The sequence below is a fragment of the Citrobacter youngae genome (assembly GCF_003818115.1).
Taxonomy (GTDB): domain Bacteria; phylum Pseudomonadota; class Gammaproteobacteria; order Enterobacterales; family Enterobacteriaceae; genus Citrobacter; species Citrobacter youngae.
The window spans coordinates 1-18,855 of record NZ_RPOI01000021.1; the positions used below are offsets into that span (position 1 = coordinate 1).

The following is an 18,855-nucleotide window of genomic DNA, read 5'->3' on the forward strand; positions in this document are numbered from 1 at the left end:
AACAACTGTATGGCAAGTTCCTGAAATACAAACAGGACATTGACAACGATTCGCTGATGAAAGCTCGCGGTGACAAGCCAACGCCAGTCACCTGGGGCTAACAGAATAATTATAAGAAACATAAGGTATGCCACTTAGGGCTATGCCCGCCTGGTTCAACGCTTTTGTGCTGAGCCAGGTTCTTTTATTTATGGAGCTATCACAATGCAGACAAAAAAGTTGTCAGGTCATGATTAAACCGACAGGCTCGGTATGTAATCTGGACTGTAAATACTGTTTTTATCTGGAAAAGGAGATGCTTTATCCGGATAGAAAAGCGAATTACAGAATGTCAGATGACATGCTCGAGTTATTCATCAAACAGCATATTGCCGCGCAGGATGTGAATGACGTGATTTTTGCGTGGCAGGGGGGAGAACCTACGCTGATGGGGTTGGCATTTTATCGGCGAGCGCTGGCATTGCAGCAGCGTTATTCTGGCGGTAAAACGATTATAAATACCTTCCAGACTAACGGTATATTGATTGACGACGAATGGGCTATTTTTTTTAAGCAACACGCCTTCCTGGTGGGCGTTTCTATTGATGGTGATGCCGCGTTACATGATGAATGGCGGGTTACTCGTTCGGGTAAACCGACGCATGGGAAAGTTGAACAGGCCGTTAAATGTCTGGTACGCCACGGTGTAGTATTTAATACGCTGACGGTGGTGAATCGCACGAATATGCATCACCCGGTGCGAGTCTATAACTATCTGAAAAGCATTGGCAGTCGCTATATGCAGTTTATTCCGCTCATCGAAAGAAGCGCTGAAGAGGGCGGTATTGGTCTGGCACATCCTGAAGGCGGACAAACAAGAATGATGCCGTGGTCGGTTGATTCACTGCAATTTGGCCATTTTCTCAACGCTATTTTTGATGTCTGGGTCCGTAACGATATTGGTGATATCGGCATACAGATGTTTGAGCAGACGCTCGCGGCGTGGTGCGGGTTACCACCGCAGGTATGCGTGTTTGCACCAACCTGCGGTAGCGCATTCGCCATGGAAATGAACGGCGATGTGTATAACTGCGATCATTTTGTGTATCCGCAGTACAAGTTGGGGAATATTCAGGATTCGACGCTGCGCGCGATGAACAATAGCGAAAAAAACCGGCAGTTTGGCGAGGATAAGCGACGCACAATGGCACAAGAATGTGACTCCTGCTCATGGCAGTTCGCCTGTTATGGCGGTTGTCCTAAGCATCGTTTTTTGCCGTCAATATCAGGTAAAAGAAATCACAACTATTTGTGCGCGGGATATAAGTCGTTTTTCTCTCATACCGCAATGACGATGAGTGCCATGAAAACACTCTACGAAAATGGTTTTTCACCTGTAGAGATAAAATCAGTATTTGCTTGAACGTATCGTATTCGCAGGGAGTGAATATGTTTTCCTGGATTAATGTCGATAGTTGTAAAACGCCCGGCTGCAAAAATATGGGTATGTTGAACAGCCCGGATTACCAAAACCAAGGGAAAAATATACTATGCCGGGCCTGCGGTTTTCTTTTCCCCATTATTTCGGAACGATCACTCAACCGCTTTCGTCAGTCGGTTAATCAGGCATGGAAAGGACTGATAAAATCCTGCCCCCACTGCGGGGGAATTTCACTCAAAAAGTACGGTTTTTCTGCGCAAGGAGAACCGCGTATTTACTGTCAGCGTTGTCATAAAACATTTATTTCTCCTGTCAGGCAAAAAACAGATGCGCGTCAGGATTATCTCGCCGCGCTGATTCAGGAAGGTGCGACACTGGCGGATATTCGCACCGCACTCGTGCTGGATAGCACCGGGTTGAATCGGGAGTTACAGAAACTCTCTCGCAATGCAAATCTGGCGGAACGCGAATTTACTTTTCCTACGTTTGATATCGCCATGAGCACGCGCGCTTTTCGGATCAAATTTAACGGTAGTGATAGTTTTCTGTATGTGTTGGTCACTGCAGAAGAGAATACCGGTCGAATTGTTGCCGTTACGACAAATTACTCAGCTCATCCCGTAGAGGCTGAGTATCAGTATCATTCTGACTATGAAGAACGCCTGCCTCCCGGTACGTTGGCGCATATTGTGCAACGTAAAGAAGTGATAACGATGCGGCGGGAGACGCTTTTTGATGTGGATTACGGTCCTGCAATATTGCACAAAAATGATCCGGGGATGTTAGTTAAACCCGTTTTGCCAGCTTATCGCCATTTCGAGTTGGTTAAAATGCTCACGGATGAACGTTCTCTCAATATTCAGCATTACCTCGATCAGGAATGCTTTATCCTGGGAGGATGTATGATGGCGAATATACAGCATGTTCAGCAAGGGCGTTGCCACATTGCTTTTGTGAGAGAACGTGGAGAATCAGCGCCGCAAAAAGATATTCCGCCAAGGTTGTTTATGGGGGGCGGCATCCGTAATAACGTTTGGCGAACATTCACCACGCGTGACTACGCGCTGGCAGTATGCAACTTAACAGAGAACCGAAAAACGAGTATGCAACGCAGCGCCACGCTTGTGAGTGCGACCCGTTTTATCCATTTTATCGATACACATCCATTTCTGGCACACCTCAACCGTATGTCTCCGGCAAATGTGACGGCAACGCTGGACCATCTCAGATACGCGTTTAATGCGAGGCATCACTCAGATGCAGACTAACTAATCCTGTATTTTCTCATTAGATAATGCTCGGAAAAGCCGATTTATTCATCATGAATAATCTAATTTTAACGAGTTTTTTGCGGGTGTAAGATAGTAATTACGAAGTATTCACCCAATAGAGAGAATAAAAGTGAAACATCTGCATCGTTTTTTTAGTAGCGACGCCTCGGGAGGCATCATCCTGATCATCGCAGCCGCAGTCGCTATGCTGATGGCAAATATCGGGGTTACCAGTGGATGGTACCACGCCTTTCTGGAAACACCTGTCCAACTGCGGGTTGGCGCGCTTGAAATCAACAAAAATATGCTGCTGTGGATCAACGACGCGTTGATGGCGGTATTCTTCCTGTTGATTGGTCTGGAAGTGAAGCGTGAGTTAATGCAGGGGTCGCTTGCCAGCCTGCGTCAGGCGGCGTTTCCAATTATTGCCGCGATTGGCGGCATGATTGTCCCGGCGTTGCTGTATCTGGCATTCAACTATGCCGACCCTATCACTCGTGAAGGATGGGCAATTCCGGCCGCAACGGATATCGCTTTTGCATTAGGCGTGTTGGCGCTATTGGGCAGTCGCGTTCCGCTGGCACTGAAAATCTTCCTGATGGCGCTGGCGATTATCGATGACCTCGGCGCGATTGTGATCATCGCGTTGTTCTACACCAGCGATCTCTCGTTGTTGTCTCTGGGCGTCGCCGCGTGCGCAATTCTCGTCCTGGCGGCATTGAATCTGTGTGGTGTGAGACGCACCGGTATTTATATTCTGGTTGGCGTCGTGCTATGGACGGCAGTGCTGAAGTCCGGCGTGCATGCCACTCTGGCAGGCGTGATCGTTGGTTTCTTCATTCCGTTAAAGGAAAAACATGGGCGCTCACCGGCAAAGCGTCTGGAGCATGTCCTGCATCCGTGGGTGGCTTATCTGATCCTGCCGCTGTTTGCCTTCGCTAACGCAGGTGTTTCGCTGCAGGGCGTGACGCTGGATGGATTGACCTCTATCCTGCCGCTGGGAATTATCGCCGGCCTGCTTATCGGTAAGCCGCTGGGGATCAGCCTGTTCTGCTGGTTGGCATTGCGTCTCAAGGTGGCGCAACTGCCTGAAGGCACGAGTTTCCAGCAAATTATGGCGGTCGGTATTCTGTGTGGCATCGGCTTTACAATGTCGATTTTCATCGCCAGTCTGGCGTTTGGTAACGTTGATCCGGAGCTGATTAACTGGGCAAAACTGGGGATCCTGATTGGTTCACTGTTGTCGGCAGTTATCGGTTATAGCTGGCTGCGTACCCGGTTGAATACGTCAGCCTGAGCAGATAACTCTTTGGTGACAATTTCAGGGAGAGAGTATGTCTCATATAAATTACAACCACCTGTATTACTTCTGGCATGTGTATAAAGAAGGATCGGTGGTGGGTGCCGCAGAAGCGCTTTATCTGACACCGCAAACTATTACCGGGCAGATCAAAGCGCTTGAGGAACGCTTACAAGGGAAGTTGTTTAAGCGTAAGGGGCGAGGGCTGGAACCCAGCGAGTTAGGCGAATTAGTTTTCCGTTATGCGGATAAAATGTTCACCTTAAGCCAGGAAATGCTGGATATCGTGAACTATCGCAAAGAGTCGAATTTGCTGTTTGATGTCGGCGTGGCGGATGCATTATCGAAGCAACTGGTTAGCAGCGTGCTGGATGCTGCTGTGGTTGAGAACGAGCAAATCCATCTGCGTTGTTTTGAATCAACACACGAGATGCTGCTGGAGCAGCTCAGCCAGCATAAGCTGGATATGATTATCTCCGATTGCCCGATCGACTCAACGCAGCAGGAAGGGCTGTTCTCGGTGCGGATTGGCGAATGCAGCGTGAGCTTTTGGTGCACCAGGCCGCTGCCTGAGAAACCGTTTCCGGCCTGTCTGGAAGAGCGTCGATTGCTGATCCCTGGTCGTCGTTCGATGCTTGGACGTAAGCTGTTGAACTGGATTAACTCACAAGGACTGAACGTTGAAATCCTTGGCGAGTTTGATGACGCCGCGCTGATGAAAGCGTTTGGCGCAACGCATAACGCGATATTCGTTGCCCCTACGCTGTATTCACACAATTTCTATGCTGATGATTCTATTGTTGAAATTGGACGCGTTGAGAATGTGATGGAGGAGTATCACGCCATATTTGCGGAGAGGATGATCCAGCATCCGGCGGTGCAGCGTATTTGCAATGCCAACTACTCAGCACTGTTCAAGCCGCCACAGGTCTAAACGCCTTTATGTTGCCGGCTGCGGTGTACTAACCGCAGCCGGACTATGACTACAGTTTCAACATATTACGATACTGCCCGCCTTCGCGGATAAATACCGGAATTCTGTTCAGGGGAGCGTCATAGCGCAGCGTTTGTCCTCCCTGATAGCTCTCGCCGGTCGCAAAATCCGTCCATGTTTCCCCTTCTGGCAACCAAACGTCGCGTTCGCGCATACCTTCATGCATAACGGGCGCAACCAACAGATCGGGGCCGAAACAGTACTGGTCGGTGATTTCCCAGCTTTTTAGCTGATCGGGGAACTCAAAAAATAGGGTACGCATCACCGGTGTATTGTAGTTATGCGTTTCTGCCATTAACGCTTTGATGTAGGGCTTGAGCTTCTCACGCAGTGTCAGGCAACCCGTTAGCACATCACACACATCCTCACCGTAGCTCCAGATCTCGTTGGGCGCGCCGGTAGGGCACTGGGCAATCCCGTCCCGATAAGGCTGCTGCGGTAAAATCTGCGGATCGCGGTTGCCGTGCAGGCGCATCACCGGGCTAAACACGCCCCACTGGAACCAGCGAATCAGTAGCTCATGAAAGCGTGGGTCGCGAATATTGCCGCCATGAAAGCCGCCAATATCTGTTGTCCACCATGGGATACCTGCAATCCCCATATTCATCCCGGCGGCAAACTGATTGCGTAGCGATCGAAACGATGAGTGGATATCACCTGACCACACCAGCGCGCCGTATTTCTGACTTCCAGCCCAGGCGCAGCGCAGCAGGTTGATAACCTGGTCTTCGCCATTGGCTTTCATGCCGTCAAAAAAGGTTTTGGCGTACATTCGCGGGTAGATATTGCCCACTTCCAGCACCGGTCCGGCGTGGTAGCGATAGTTATCGTAGTCGTAAACGCTGAACTCCGGCTCGGCTTCATCTAGCCAGAAGAGCTTCACGCCTTTATCGTAATAGTTGCGTTTTGCTTTACTCCAGACGTAGTCGCGAGCGCCGGGATGGGTGGCATCAAAGAAAGTGGTATTGCCGAGAAAATCCATATTAATTGGCAATCCGCGCTCCGTTTGTACCAGCCAGCCGTTTTCGCGCATCTCCCGATAGCTCTCGGTGCGATTGTCCACCGTCGGCCAGACGGAGACCATCAGCTCAATACCCAGCGATTTTAACTCGGCGATCATGGCATCGGGATCGGGCCAGTCGCGCGAGTCGAACATCCAGTCCCCCTGATTTGGCCAGTGGAAGAAATCGATAACGATTACCGAGATGGGGAGATTGCGCCGTTTGTACTCGCGGGCGACGGCGAGCAACTCCTCCTGGGTGCGATAGCGTAACTTGCACTGCCAGAAGCCCATGGCGTAATCCGGCATCATCGGCGGCGTGCCCGTGGCGAGCGCATACGCCTGGCTAATTTCTGCCGGGGTATCGCCAGCGGTGATCCAGTAGTCCAACTGTTCGCTGACCTGAGCTTCCCACTCGGTCACGTTATGGGCGAACGTCACGCGGCCGACCGCCGGGTTGTTCCATAAAAATCCGTAGCCCAGGCTTGAGAGCATAAAGGGCACCGAGGCCTGAGAGTTACGCTGGGCCAGTTCGAGCACGCATCCTTTGAGATCCAGATTGGCCTGCTGATATTGGCCCATGCCGTAAATTTTTTCCCCTTCGGCAGCTTCGAAGCGGGCTTTAATCGAATATTTTCCTCCCTGAATAGGGCGGAACTCGCGCCCTTCAAGGTTTAGGGCACTGACATACTGGCCGTGGGAAGATTCGTCCTCGCCGATTTCGCCCCGCAGACGCCAGAACTCCTGCAACAGGGGTTTGTGTGGATGGCGGTAAAAGGTAACTTGTCCTTTTTGATTGACGGTAGCGATAATTTTGCCGTTGGTCAGCGTCGCCTGGTGGTGCTCATAAACGATGTGGCAGGCGCTTTCTGTGACTGGCTCCGTGAGCGCCCAGTCCTCATTTCGCATAACCGGAAGATGACGGCCACTGCGTACGCGCAGGCTGTTCTCGCCCCAGGGTTCAATCCACAAATAGCGATCGTTTTGCTGCCAGACCAGACGACGCGGGTCACGTTGCACAAATGGCATGGTGGTGCCTCCCATATTTTGAGGGTAAAGATTAAGAAAGTTATTGGGTGATGGTTTCCAGATCGTGGCGAATCGTCTCTTCCATTGCTTCGTACTTACGGAAGAAAAGTAGCGGGATCGCCGCGAGTGCGAAGAGCAGGGCGGGCGCCCAGATAAAGGCCCAGGTAATGCCTTCCAGACCCGCAGCGCTTTGGGCATGGTTCGGGACATAGCCAAAACTGTTCATGATCCAGGCGGCGAAAGCGGTACCCAGACCGCTGCCCATCTTGATGCAGAAAGTACTGCCGAAGGCGATAAGAATGCCGGTGGCCTTGATGCCCGTTTTCCAGGCACCGAAGTCGACGGCAAAGCCCAACATGGCAAACGGCATTGAGCAGGCGATTCCGCTACCGATATTGCCGAGCACCCAGGCCGCGATGAGGAAAGGCATGTTGTCCGCCGCCAGCCACATCAAGACGCCGCCAAACGTGGCGACCAGCAAGCCGCCTACCCATATCCAGGTTTTAGCCAGGTATTTGCTAAAGAAAGGGATGGCGATGATAAACAGGATCTGAATCGTCGCCAGACTGTTAATCAGCGGAACCAGATCTTTGCGAACGAGGTTGTAGGTCAGATAATAAACAATGGTGGTGGACCGCTGTTGCAGGGCAATCCAGAAGATCAGATTGGCCAGCACCATCAGGATCCATGGCCAGTTACCTTTCATCGCCGTGAAACTTTTTTTCATCGGCAGTTTGGGTTCTTGCTGTATTTTATCCGCATCCATTTCGCGGATATTTTTAAAGGCGAAAAGCGTTAGCGAACAGGATATCGCAGCAAACAGAATCGCCGTATAAATAAATCCGGCATGATCATTTCCGTTACCTAAAAATGCAACCAGGGGTAATGCTGTGGCATTCATTAATAAAACCCCGATTTGTCCTCCGGTCATTCTCCAGGAATTTAATACCAGCCGTTCCTTAGGGGACAGGGTCATCAGAGGTAATATTGCACTGAGCGGTGTATTAAGTCCGGTAAATAAAATGCTGGCAATCATATAGGATATTGCTGCATATATGGCTTTTCCTGTCATGCTGATATCTGGAGACCAAAATGACAGCGCGCTGAATACACCAAAAGGCAGCGGCAGCCATAAAAACCAGGGACGACATTTACCGTAACGTGAACGTGTTTTATCGATAATGATCCCCCAGATTGGGGCATCTATACCATCTACGATACGCGCCAGTAGCAGGATGACACCTGCTACGGCGAGACTTATACCCGCAACGTCAGTGTAGAAATATAAGATGTAGGTTGAACCGAAACAGTACAGCAGATTACCTGCCACATCCAAAGAGCCGTAGCTAATACGCTGTAGTAAAGATAATGATGCTGACCCGCAAGACTGGGTATCCTCAATAACAGAACTCATAATAATAACTCCGATATTGGTGCGATACGCCCAGAAAAACAGCTTTTACTTTCTAAGCAGTAGGGTAGTTGTTATTTTTTATCTAAAAAATTAAACCTTTGGAGAGAAATAGTGGTTAATTGGTTTGGTGAAAAATAGTTAACACGGGCATTGTGATCAATTATCAAATCTTACATCAGGATTGCGTTTATTCGTTTTTGGGGGAGTAATTATGTCATTTGCTATGACGGTCACAATTTGATTAGCAATGAAATTAAAAAAATTAAACAGTGAAAGAAAATGACTTTCATGTGCCCGGTAAGGCGGCTGGCTGAAAAGAGAAGCGGCCCAGAGGAGTACGAACAAGGTCAGTGGATGACGGTTGCCTTCGAAGCTGGTTGTACAAACGACAGGCATAAAAAAACCCGCTTGCGCGGGTTTTTTCACAAAGCGACAACAGACAGGCGATTAAGCCAGTTTGTTGATCTGTGCAGTCAGGTTTGCTTTATGACGCGCAGCTTTGTTTTTGTGGATCAGACCCTTAGCAGCCTGACGGTCCACGATTGGTTGCATTTCGTTAAATGCTTTCAGTGCAGTAGCTTTGTCGCCAGCTTCGATAGCTGCGTATACTTTCTTGATGAAAGTACGCATCATAGAGCGACGGCTAGCGTTGTGCTTGCGGGCCTTTTCAGACTGAACGGCGCGCTTCTTAGCTGATTTGATATTAGCCAAGGTCCAACTCCCAAATGTGTTCTATATGGACAATTCAAAGGCCGAGGAATATGCCCTTTTAGCCTTCTTTTGTCAATGGATTTGTGCAAATAAGCGCCGTTTAAATTCCAGCACTCGTTGCGTAGTGATGGCGCAGGATTCTACCAGCTTGCGTGGCGTGAATACAGCTTTTCGACGAGAAAAATTGCATTGGCGTGCCGGTGAAGGGCGTCAATTTGTTTCATAACAATGAAAACCATCCTCTTTCTGTTTCGTAGAAACAATCGCCGGTTAACGTTGACCGCGGTACAGGGTATACTTTCACGATTTTCACTGTTTTGAGCCAGACATGAAGCTGATACGAGGCATACATAATCTCAGTCAGGCCCCGCATGGGTGTGTGCTGACTATTGGTAATTTCGACGGCGTGCACCGTGGTCACCGTGCGTTGCTGCAGGGCTTACGGGAAGAAGGGCGCAAACGCAATTTACCAGTAATGGTGATGATTTTTGAGCCGCAGCCGCTGGAACTGTTTGCGACGGACAAGTCACCTGCGCGCCTTACCCGCCTGCGGGAAAAACTGCGTTATCTGGCCGAATGCGGTGTGGACTACGTACTGTGCGTGCGTTTTGACCGACGTTTTGCCGCATTAACGGCGCAGACTTTTATCAGCGATCTGCTGGTTAAGCGCCTTGGTGTACAATTTCTTGCCGTTGGCGATGATTTCCGCTTTGGCGCTAGCCGTGCGGGTGATTTCTTGTTATTACAGGAAGCGGGCGCTGAGTATGGTTTTGATATCACCAGTACCCAAACCTTCTGTGAAGGCGGTGTGCGTATCAGCAGCACCGCAGTACGTCAGGCGCTGGCCGAAGATAACCTGCAACTGGCCGAAAGCCTGCTTGGGCATCCTTTTACTATCTCAGGACGCGTCGTTCACGGTGATGAGTTAGGGCGCACCATCGGTTTTCCGACGGCAAACTTACCGCTTCGTCGTCAGGTTTCTCCGGTGAAAGGTGTTTATGCGGTTGAAGTGATGGGACTGGGTGATAAACCTTTCCCCGGCGTTGCCAACATTGGCACCCGTCCGACGGTAGCAGGCGTACGCCAGCAGTTGGAAGTGCATCTACTGGACGTTGTAATGGACCTGTATGGTCGCCATATAGATGTAGTACTGCGTAAAAAAATACGCAGCGAACAGCGATTTGCCTCGCTGGATGAACTAAAAGCGCAGATTGCGCGTGATGAGTTGACTGCCCGTGAATTTTTTGGGCTAACAAAACCGGCTTAATGCCTATACGAGTTTTAAATACGGAACCGAGAATCTGATGAGTGACTATAAATCAACCCTGAATTTGCCGGAAACAGGGTTCCCGATGCGCGGCGATCTCGCCAAGCGCGAACCGGGAATGCTGGCGCGTTGGACTGATGATGACCTGTACGGCATCATTCGTGCGGCCAAAAAAGGCAAAAAAACCTTCATTCTGCATGATGGCCCTCCTTATGCGAATGGCAGCATTCATATTGGTCACTCGGTTAACAAGATTCTGAAAGACATTATCGTGAAGTCCAAAGGACTCACGGGCTATGACTCGCCGTACGTTCCGGGCTGGGACTGCCACGGTCTGCCAATCGAGCTGAAAGTAGAGCAGGAATACGGCAAGCCGGGCGAGAAGTTCACCGCTGCTGAGTTCCGCGCCAAGTGCCGTGAATACGCAGCGACCCAGGTTGATGGTCAGCGTAAAGACTTTATCCGTCTTGGCGTACTGGGCGACTGGTCGCATCCGTACCTGACCATGGACTTCAAAACTGAAGCCAACATCATTCGTGCGCTGGGTAAAATCATCGGCAACGGTCACCTGCACAAAGGTGCGAAGCCGGTGCACTGGTGCGTTGACTGCCGTTCCGCGCTGGCGGAAGCGGAAGTTGAGTATTATGACAAAACCTCCCCGTCCATCGACGTGGCGTTCCACGCTGCCGATCAGGATGCGGTGAAAGCGAAATTTGGCGTTTCTGACGTCAACGGCCCGATCTCTCTGGTTATCTGGACCACTACCCCGTGGACGTTACCGGCGAACCGCGCAATCTCTCTGGCACCTGATTTTGACTATGCGCTGGTGCAGATTGACGGCCAGGCTGTGATTCTGGCTAAAGATCTGGTTGAAAGCGTCATGCAGCGTATTGGCGCGGCTGAATACACCATTCTCGGCACCGTGAAAGGCGCTGAGCTGGAGCTGCTGCGCTTTACCCATCCGTTTATGGGCTTTGACGTGCCGGCTATCCTTGGCGATCACGTGACGCTGGACGCGGGTACCGGTGCGGTCCATACCGCTGGCGGTCACGGTCCTGACGACTACGTCATCAGCCAGAAATACGGTCTGGAAATCGCTAACCCGGTTGGCCCGGACGGCGCATACCTGGCGGGTACCTATCCGGATCTGGATGGTGTGAACGTCTTTAAAGCCAACGACAAAATCGTTGCGCTGCTGAGCGAAAAAGGCGCGCTGCTGCACGTTGAGAAGATGCAGCATAGCTACCCATGCTGCTGGCGTCACAAGTCACCGATCATCTTCCGTGCGACCCCGCAGTGGTTCGTCAGCATGGATCAGAAAGGCCTGCGCGCGCAGTCGCTGAAAGAGATCAAAGGCGTACAGTGGATCCCGGACTGGGGCCAGGCGCGTATTGAATCGATGGTTGCCAACCGTCCTGACTGGTGTATCTCCCGTCAGCGTACGTGGGGTGTGCCGATGTCTCTGTTTGTTCACAAAGACACCGAAGAGCTGCATCCGCGCGCTATCGAACTGATGGAAGAAGTGGCTAAACGCGTTGAAGTTGACGGCATCCAGGCGTGGTGGGATCTCGATCCGAAAGATATCCTCGGCGACGAAGCTGACCAGTATGTCAAAGTCCCGGATACGCTGGACGTGTGGTTCGACTCCGGTTCAACCCACTCATCCGTCGTGGATGTGCGTCCTGAGTTTGCGGGCCATGCGGCAGATATGTATCTGGAAGGTTCTGACCAGCACCGTGGCTGGTTCATGTCCTCCTTGATGATCTCCACCGCCATGAAAGGCAAAGCACCTTATCGCCAGGTACTGACCCACGGTTTCACCGTTGATGGTCAGGGCCGTAAGATGTCCAAATCTATCGGTAACACCGTTTCTCCGCAGGACGTGATGAACAAACTGGGCGCGGATATTCTGCGTCTGTGGGTTGCTTCTACCGACTATACTGGCGAAATGGCTGTTTCTGACGAAATCCTGAAACGTGCTGCCGACAGCTATCGTCGTATCCGTAACACCGCGCGCTTCCTGCTGGCGAACCTGAACGGGTTCGATCCGGTTAAAGACATGGTGAAACCGGAAGATATGGTGGTGCTGGACAGGTGGGCGGTAGGTTGTGCGCAAGCGGCGCAGGACGAAATCCTGAAAGCCTATGAAGCTTATGACTTCCACGAAGTGGTACAGCGCCTGATGCGCTTCTGCTCCGTAGAAATGGGTTCGTTCTACCTCGACATCATCAAAGACCGTCAGTACACCGCGAAAGCGGACAGCGTGGCGCGTCGTAGCTGCCAGACTGCTCTGTTCCATATTGCAGAAGCGCTGGTTCGTTGGATGGCGCCGATCATGTCCTTCACCGCAGATGAAATCTGGGGCTACCTGCCAGGCGATCGTGAGAAGTACGTCTTTACCGGTGAATGGTACGAAGGTCTGTTTGGCTTAGGCGAAACCGAAGCGATGAACGATGCCTACTGGGACGAGCTGCTGAAAGTGCGCGGCGAAGTGAACAAGGTTATCGAGCAGGCGCGTGCGGATAAGAAAGTCGGCGGTTCTCTGGAAGCGGCAGTGACCCTGTACGCTGAACCTGAGCTGGCGGCGAAACTGACCGCGCTGGGCGAAGAGTTGCGCTTTGTTCTGCTGACCTCCGGCGCGACGGTTGCAGATTTTGCAGCGGCTCCAGCTGATGCTCAGCAGAGCGAACTGCTCAAAGGTCTGAAAATTGTACTGAGCAAAGCCGAAGGTGATAAATGTCCGCGCTGCTGGCATTACACTACCGACGTCGGCCAGGTGGCGGAACATGCAGATATCTGCGGACGCTGTGTCAGCAACATCGCCGGTGATGGCGAACAACGTAAGTTTGCCTGATGAGTAAGCCTCTTTGTTCAACAGGACTACGCTGGCTGTGGCTGGTGGTAGTCGTGCTGATTATCGATTTAGGCAGCAAATACCTGATCCTCCAGAACTTTGCTCTGGGGGATACGGTGTCGCTGTTTCCGTCGCTTAATCTGCACTACGCGCGTAACTATGGTGCGGCGTTTAGCTTCTTAGCCGACAGCGGCGGCTGGCAACGTTGGTTCTTTGCCGGTATCGCCATCGGTATTTGCGTCATCCTGATGGTGATGATGTATCGCTCGAAGGCGACGCAGAAGCTGAATAACATCGCGTATGCGTTAATCATTGGCGGCGCGCTGGGCAACCTGTTCGATCGCCTGTGGCACGGCTTCGTAGTTGATATGATTGACTTTTACGTCGGCGACTGGCATTTCGCGACCTTCAATCTGGCCGATACAGCTATCTGTATCGGGGCGGCATTGATTGTTCTCGAAGGCTTCCTGCCGTCGAAAGAGAAAAAAGCCGCATAAAAAAATGCCGGATGGCGCTATGCTAATCCGGCCTACAATTTACTGCGATCCTTGTAGGCCCGGTAAGCGTAGCGCCACCGGGCAGACAGGCGGCAGCAATTTTAAAGAGCAACCTGCATGTCTAAATCAGTACAGAGTAACAGTGCGGTGCTGGTGCACTTCACCCTTAAGCTCGACGATGGCTCCACCGCAGAGTCAACCCGCAATAACGGCAAGCCTGCGCTGTTTCGCCTGGGCGACGGTTCTCTGTCTGAAGGACTGGAGCAACACCTGCTGGGGCTAAAAGAAGGCGATAAAACCACCTTTGCTCTGGAGCCGGATGCCGCCTTTGGCGTATCAAGTCCGGACTTAATTCAGTATTTCTCGCGTCGGGAATTTATGGACGCGGGCGAGCCAGAAATTGGCGCTATCATGCTCTTTACCGCAATGGACGGCAGTGAGATGCCAGGTGTTATCCGCGAAATCAACGGTGACTCGATCACGGTTGATTTCAACCATCCGCTGGCCGGGCATACCGTTCATTTTGATATTGAAGTGCTGGAAGTCGAACCGGCACTGGAGGCGTAAAATGCAGATCCTGTTGGCCAACCCGCGCGGTTTTTGCGCTGGCGTAGACCGCGCTATCAGCATTGTCGAAAACGCGCTGGCTATTTACGGCGCGCCGATTTATGTCCGTCATGAAGTGGTACATAACCGTTATGTGGTGGATAGCCTGCGTGAGCGCGGGGCTATTTTTATCGAGCAAATCAGTGAAGTGCCGGACGGTGCGATCCTGATCTTCTCTGCCCACGGCGTGTCTCAGGCGGTGCGTAACGAAGCCAAAGGCCGCGACCTCACGGTTTTTGATGCAACCTGCCCGCTGGTGACCAAAGTACATATGGAAGTTGCCCGCGCCAGCCGTCGTGGCGAAGAATCCATTTTGATTGGTCACGCTGGACACCCGGAAGTTGAAGGCACGATGGGCCAGTACAGCAACCCGCAAGGCGGAATGTATCTGGTTGAATCACCAAATGATGTGCTGAAACTGAATGTGAAAAATGAAGGAAAATTATCTTTCATGACGCAGACCACGCTCTCCGTTGACGATACTTCTGACGTTATTGATGCTTTGCGTCAACGCTTCCCGAAAATTGTCGGACCGCGCAAAGACGATATCTGTTATGCCACCACCAACCGTCAGGAAGCGGTTCGCGCGCTGGCGGAACAGGCTGATGTTGTGCTGGTGGTCGGCTCGAAGAACTCCTCTAACTCCAACCGTCTGGCTGAACTGGCACAGCGAATGGGGAAAGCGGCGTATTTGATTGACGATGCGACCGACATCCAGGAAGCGTGGGTGAAAGAGGCGAAGTGCGTAGGCGTGACGGCCGGAGCCTCGGCGCCGGATATCCTGGTGCAAAACGTGATTGCTCGCCTGCAGGAGCTTGGCGGTGGGGAAGCTATTCCGCTGGAAGGCCGCGAAGAGAACATCGTTTTCGAAGTGCCGAAAGAGCTGCGTGTGGATGTTCGTGAAGTAGAGTAAGTCTTTCCGGTTACGATTATGAGAAGATGCCAGACTTAACGTCTGGCATTTTTTTATGGAGAAACCATGCGCTTACCGATCATTCTTGATACCGATCCCGGCATTGATGATGCCGCCGCCATTGCCGCCGCGCTGTTTGCCCCTGAGCTGGATCTGCAACTGATGACCACGGTAGCAGGCAATGTGTCGGTGGAAAAAACCACCCGTAATGCGTTGCAACTGCTGCACTTCTGGAATGCGGATGTTCCACTGGCGCAGGGAGCATCGATGCCGCTGGTGCGACCGCTGCGTGATGCCGCTTCCGTGCATGGTGAGTCCGGTATGGAAGGGTATGAATTTGTCGAACACGACCGACAGGCGATGGCAAAACCCGCCTTCCAGGCGATTCGCGATGCGCTGATGCATGCCTCACAGCCCGTGACGCTGGTGGCAATTGGCCCGCTGACCAACATTGCGCTGCTGCTGACCCATTATCCTGAATGCGTATTTAACATTAAGCGCCTGGTGATTATGGGGGGCTCTGCCGGGCGCGGGAACTTCACACCCAACGCCGAGTTTAATATTGCTATCGATCCCGAGGCTGCCGCGAAAGTCTTCCAGAGCGGGCTGGAGATTGTAATGTGCGGGCTGGACGTGACCAACCAGGCGATGCTTGCGCCGGAGTATCTGGCGACGTTACCTCAGCTTAACCAGACGGGAAAAATGCTGCATGCGCTGTTCAGTCACTACCGTAGCGGTAGCATGAATACGGGGCTGCGAATGCACGATCTCTGTGCGATTGCCTGGCTGGTGCGCCCGGATCTCTTTACGCTCAAGCCCTGTTTTGTCGCCGTTGAAACGCAGGGGGAATATACCTCTGGCACAACGGTAGTAGATATCGAAGGGCGGCTGGGGCAACCCGCTAATGCCCAGGTGGCACTGGGGCTGAATGTCGAGGGGTTCCAGCAGTGGGTGGCGCACGTTCTGGCACTGGCCCCCTGATTTCCGCGTTATATAACGATATGACGCTGCTTATTCCGTGGCGTCATGCCTTTTACTGATATCTTTCCCTGTTTATCATTAAATTCTAATTATCGACGTTTTCGGCTGGCGGCGCAGCGATACGCTGGTTAATCTGAAAACGATTTACGTAAAATTAACAAAAGAGAATAGCTATGCATGATGCACAAATCCGCGTTGCCATCGCGGGAGCCGGTGGACGCATGGGGCGTCAGTTGATTCAGGCCACTCTTGGCATGGATGGCGTACAGCTTGGCGCGGCGCTGGAGCGCGAAGGCTCTTCCTTACTGGGAAGCGATGCCGGAGAGTTAGCCGGAGCCGGGAAAACGGGCGTTACGGTACAAAGTAGCCTTGAAGCGGTGAAAGATGATTTCGATGTTTTCATCGATTTTACCCGCCCGGAAGGCACGCTGGCGCATCTGGCGTTTTGCCGCCAGCATGGGAAAGGGATGGTAATTGGCACCACCGGCTTTGATGAGGCGGGAAAACAGGCTATTCGCGATGCCGCGCAGGATATTGGCATCGTCTTCGCCGCTAACTTTAGCGTTGGCGTCAACGTCATGCTGAAGCTGCTGGAGAAAGCGGCGAAAGTGATGGGTGATTACACCGATATAGAGATTATTGAAGCGCATCACCGCCACAAAGTGGATGCGCCGTCAGGCACTGCGCTGGCGATGGGCGAGGCGATTGCCGGGGCGCTGGATAAAGATCTGAAAGACTGCGCAGTCTATTCCCGTGAGGGTTACACCGGCGAGCGCGTACCGGGCACGATTGGTTTTGCCACGGTGCGAGCGGGGGATATCGTCGGGGAACATACCGCGATGTTCGCCGATATTGGCGAGCGTATTGAGATCACGCATAAAGCGTCCAGCCGCATGACATTCGCCAACGGTGCCGTAAGATCGGCGGTTTGGCTGAAATCTAAATCAAATGGTCTTTTTGATATGCGAGATGTGCTTGATTTACGCAATTTGTAAGGTTTTTTACCCTTCATGATGTGGTTATTGTAGTCATAATTATTTGATTACATGGGGCAATATTTTATTGCCCTTTATTTTATCTATTTCAAGTTTATTTTGAATTGAATGTCTTATTTTTATAAGTTTTATTGTCTTTTTGTGTTGGTTAAATGTAAATTTTGACCATTTGGTCTACTTTTTGTATCTTGTTTCTGAGATTTAATACTCTTCCTGCCCCGCAAGCGTTTTCCACTCTAAGTTAGTTGATCTTTTTGATGCCTGGAGGCGGGTTAATTCGTCAATGGCGCAAAATAATAATAAAAAATGTCCTTTTGGGTAGACTTTTACGTGGGCTATCTCTAGAATGCCGCCGTTTGCCAGAAATCCATAGGTAAGCAAATTTGCATTGATTCATGATGTGTTAATGAATTAATATGCAAATAAAGTGAGTGAATATTCTCTGGAGGGTGTTTTGATTAAGTCAGCGCTATTGGTTCTGGAAGACGGAACCCAGTTTCACGGTCGGGCCATAGGGGCAACAGGTTCGGCGGTTGGGGAAGTCGTTTTCAATACTTCAATGACCGGTTATCAAGAAATCCTCACTGATCCTTCCTATTCCCGCCAAATCGTCACTCTTACTTATCCTCATATCGGTAATGTCGGCACCAATGAAGCCGATGCTGAATCTTCTCAGGTACATGCGCAAGGTCTGGTCATCCGTGACCTGCCGCTGATTGCCAGCAACTTCCGCGATACCGAAGACCTCTCTTCTTATCTGAAGCGCCATAACATTGTGGCGATTGCCGATATTGATACCCGTAAGCTGACGCGTTTGCTGCGTGAAAAGGGCGCACAAAACGGCTGCATCATCGCGGGCGATAATCCGGATGCCGCGCTGGCGCTGGAAAAAGCGAAAGCGTTCCCTGGCCTCAACGGTATGGATCTGGCGAAAGAAGTCACCACTGCGGAGCCGTATAGCTGGACGCAAGGTAGCTGGACGCTGGCCGGTGACCTGCCGGAAGCCAAATCTACCGATGAACTGCCGTTCCACGTTGTGGCGTACGATTTCGGCGCTAAACGTAACATTCTGCGTATGTTAGCGGACCGCGGCTGCCGCCTGACGGTTGTACCGGCGAAAACCTCAGCAGAAGACGTTCTGAAGATGAATCCGGACGGTATCTTCCTGTCCAACGGCCCTGGCGACCCGGCGCCGTGCGACTACGCGATTACCGCGATTCAGAAATTCCTCGAAACCGATATTCCGGTATTTGGTATCTGCCTCGGCCATCAACTGCTGGCGCTGGCGAGCGGTGCGAAGACCATTAAGATGAAGTTCGGCCACCACGGCGGCAACCATCCGGTAAAAGATATTGATAACAACACCGTGATGATCACCGCGCAGAACCACGGTTTTGCGGTCGATGAAGCGACGCTTCCGGCGAACCTGCGCGTGACGCATAAATCCCTGTTCGACCACACGCTGCAAGGCATTCATCGTACTGATAAGCCAGCCTTTAGCTTCCAGGGGCACCCGGAAGCGAGCCCCGGTCCGCACGATGCCGCACCGCTGTTCGACCACTTTATCGAGTTAATTGAGCAATACCGTCAGTCCGCGAAATAA

At 51.7% G+C, this 18,855-nt stretch carries 16 protein-coding genes and 1 pseudogene; 14 read left to right on the forward strand and 3 right to left on the reverse strand.

What is annotated here, in order from left to right:
* The 5 genes from EHN13_RS24370 to nhaR all read left to right on the forward strand — a co-directional run.
* A partial coding sequence (locus EHN13_RS24370) for a hypothetical protein (RefSeq protein WP_249039300.1) occupies nt 1-101 on the forward strand: 101 nt, incomplete at its 5' end.
* Nucleotides 102-190: 89 nt separating this feature from the next.
* A complete protein-coding gene (locus tag EHN13_RS17730) occupies nt 191-1,402 on the forward strand; it encodes an anaerobic sulfatase maturase (protein ID WP_124021867.1) in 1,212 nt (403 codons plus the stop codon).
* A gap of 26 nt (nt 1,403-1,428) precedes the next feature.
* Nucleotides 1,429-2,688, forward strand: coding sequence for an IS1/IS1595 family N-terminal zinc-binding domain-containing protein (locus tag EHN13_RS17735; RefSeq protein ID WP_124021823.1), 1,260 nt, complete (start codon nt 1,429-1,431; stop codon nt 2,686-2,688).
* 133 nt (nt 2,689-2,821) lie between these two features.
* The gene (nhaA, locus tag EHN13_RS17740; RefSeq protein WP_048212745.1) at nt 2,822-3,988 is read left to right on the forward strand and encodes a Na+/H+ antiporter NhaA; all 1,167 of its coding nucleotides are present in this window, start codon (nt 2,822-2,824) and stop codon (nt 3,986-3,988) included.
* Nucleotides 3,989-4,025: 37 nt separating this feature from the next.
* A complete protein-coding gene (gene nhaR / locus EHN13_RS17745) occupies nt 4,026-4,925 on the forward strand; it encodes a transcriptional activator NhaR (RefSeq protein WP_048212744.1) in 900 nt (299 codons plus the stop codon).
* 49 nt (nt 4,926-4,974) lie between these two features.
* Here the strand turns inward: nhaR and EHN13_RS17750 are convergent, their stop codons facing one another.
* The 3 genes from EHN13_RS17750 to rpsT form a co-directional block, all read right to left on the reverse strand.
* Entirely contained in the window at nt 4,975-7,014 is a 2,040-nt protein-coding gene (locus EHN13_RS17750; RefSeq protein WP_124021824.1) for a glycoside hydrolase family 31 protein, read from the reverse strand.
* Between the two features lie 40 nt (nt 7,015-7,054).
* Nucleotides 7,055-8,428, reverse strand: coding sequence for an MFS transporter (locus EHN13_RS17755; RefSeq protein ID WP_124021825.1), 1,374 nt, complete (start codon nt 8,426-8,428; stop codon nt 7,055-7,057).
* A gap of 447 nt (nt 8,429-8,875) precedes the next feature.
* Nucleotides 8,876-9,139, reverse strand: coding sequence for a 30S ribosomal protein S20 (rpsT, locus tag EHN13_RS17760; protein ID WP_003018940.1), 264 nt, complete (start codon nt 9,137-9,139; stop codon nt 8,876-8,878).
* A 117-nt stretch (nt 9,140-9,256) separates the two neighbouring features.
* Here rpsT and EHN13_RS24375 point away from each other — a divergent pair.
* The 9 genes and pseudogenes from EHN13_RS24375 to carA all read left to right on the forward strand — a co-directional run bounded on the left by EHN13_RS24375 (nt 9,257) and on the right by carA (nt 18,855).
* Nucleotides 9,257-9,460 (forward strand): annotated as a pseudogene (locus EHN13_RS24375) (DUF2575 domain-containing protein).
* Between the two features lie 7 nt (nt 9,461-9,467).
* Nucleotides 9,468-10,406: a bifunctional riboflavin kinase/FAD synthetase gene (ribF, locus tag EHN13_RS17770; RefSeq protein ID WP_016155656.1), complete on the forward strand. Its 939-nt coding sequence runs from the start codon at nt 9,468-9,470 to the stop codon at nt 10,404-10,406.
* A gap of 37 nt (nt 10,407-10,443) precedes the next feature.
* Complete coding sequence (ileS, locus tag EHN13_RS17775; RefSeq protein ID WP_060855454.1) at nt 10,444-13,260, forward strand: isoleucine--tRNA ligase; 2,817 nt, start codon at nt 10,444-10,446, stop codon at nt 13,258-13,260.
* Nucleotides 13,260-13,757 carry a signal peptidase II gene (lspA, locus tag EHN13_RS17780; protein WP_003018932.1) on the forward strand — a complete coding sequence of 166 codons (498 nt, stop codon included), beginning with the start codon at nt 13,260-13,262 and terminating at the stop codon, nt 13,755-13,757. The genes ileS and lspA overlap by 1 nt, the downstream gene beginning before the upstream one ends.
* 117 nt (nt 13,758-13,874) lie before the next feature.
* Nucleotides 13,875-14,324, forward strand: coding sequence for an FKBP-type peptidyl-prolyl cis-trans isomerase (fkpB, locus tag EHN13_RS17785; protein WP_003018929.1), 450 nt, complete (start codon nt 13,875-13,877; stop codon nt 14,322-14,324).
* A 1-nt stretch (nt 14,325) separates the two neighbouring features.
* Entirely contained in the window at nt 14,326-15,276 is a 951-nt protein-coding gene (gene ispH / locus EHN13_RS17790; RefSeq protein ID WP_124021826.1) for a 4-hydroxy-3-methylbut-2-enyl diphosphate reductase, read from the forward strand.
* A 66-nt stretch (nt 15,277-15,342) separates the two neighbouring features.
* Nucleotides 15,343-16,257, forward strand: a complete 915-nt coding sequence (rihC, locus tag EHN13_RS17795; RefSeq protein ID WP_115643907.1) for a ribonucleoside hydrolase RihC — start codon at nt 15,343-15,345, stop codon at nt 16,255-16,257.
* 173 nt (nt 16,258-16,430) lie between these two features.
* Nucleotides 16,431-17,252 (forward strand): 4-hydroxy-tetrahydrodipicolinate reductase, encoded by an 822-nt coding sequence (gene dapB, locus EHN13_RS17800; protein WP_048212738.1) that lies wholly within the window; start codon nt 16,431-16,433, stop codon nt 17,250-17,252.
* A gap of 454 nt (nt 17,253-17,706) precedes the next feature.
* Nucleotides 17,707-18,855 carry a glutamine-hydrolyzing carbamoyl-phosphate synthase small subunit gene (gene carA / locus EHN13_RS17805; RefSeq protein WP_115643905.1) on the forward strand — a complete coding sequence of 383 codons (1,149 nt, stop codon included), beginning with the start codon at nt 17,707-17,709 and terminating at the stop codon, nt 18,853-18,855.

Coding starts and splice junctions, on each gene's coding strand:
- EHN13_RS17730 (WP_124021867.1), top strand. CDS start 191: ATGGAGCTATCACAATGCAGACAAAAAAGTTGTCAGGTCATGATTAAA.
- EHN13_RS17735 (WP_124021823.1), top strand. CDS start 1,429: ATGTTTTCCTGGATTAATGTCGATAGTTGTAAAACGCCCGGCTGCAAA.
- nhaR (WP_048212744.1), top strand. CDS start 4,026: ATGTCTCATATAAATTACAACCACCTGTATTACTTCTGGCATGTGTAT.
- EHN13_RS17750 (WP_124021824.1), bottom strand. CDS start 7,014: ATGCCATTTGTGCAACGTGACCCGCGTCGTCTGGTCTGGCAGCAAAAC.
- EHN13_RS17755 (WP_124021825.1), bottom strand. CDS start 8,428: ATGAGTTCTGTTATTGAGGATACCCAGTCTTGCGGGTCAGCATCATTA.
- ribF (WP_016155656.1), top strand. CDS start 9,468: ATGAAGCTGATACGAGGCATACATAATCTCAGTCAGGCCCCGCATGGG.
- ileS (WP_060855454.1), top strand. CDS start 10,444: ATGAGTGACTATAAATCAACCCTGAATTTGCCGGAAACAGGGTTCCCG.
- lspA (WP_003018932.1), top strand. CDS start 13,260: ATGAGTAAGCCTCTTTGTTCAACAGGACTACGCTGGCTGTGGCTGGTG.
- fkpB (WP_003018929.1), top strand. CDS start 13,875: ATGTCTAAATCAGTACAGAGTAACAGTGCGGTGCTGGTGCACTTCACC.
- ispH (WP_124021826.1), top strand. CDS start 14,326: ATGCAGATCCTGTTGGCCAACCCGCGCGGTTTTTGCGCTGGCGTAGAC.
- rihC (WP_115643907.1), top strand. CDS start 15,343: ATGCGCTTACCGATCATTCTTGATACCGATCCCGGCATTGATGATGCC.
- dapB (WP_048212738.1), top strand. CDS start 16,431: ATGCATGATGCACAAATCCGCGTTGCCATCGCGGGAGCCGGTGGACGC.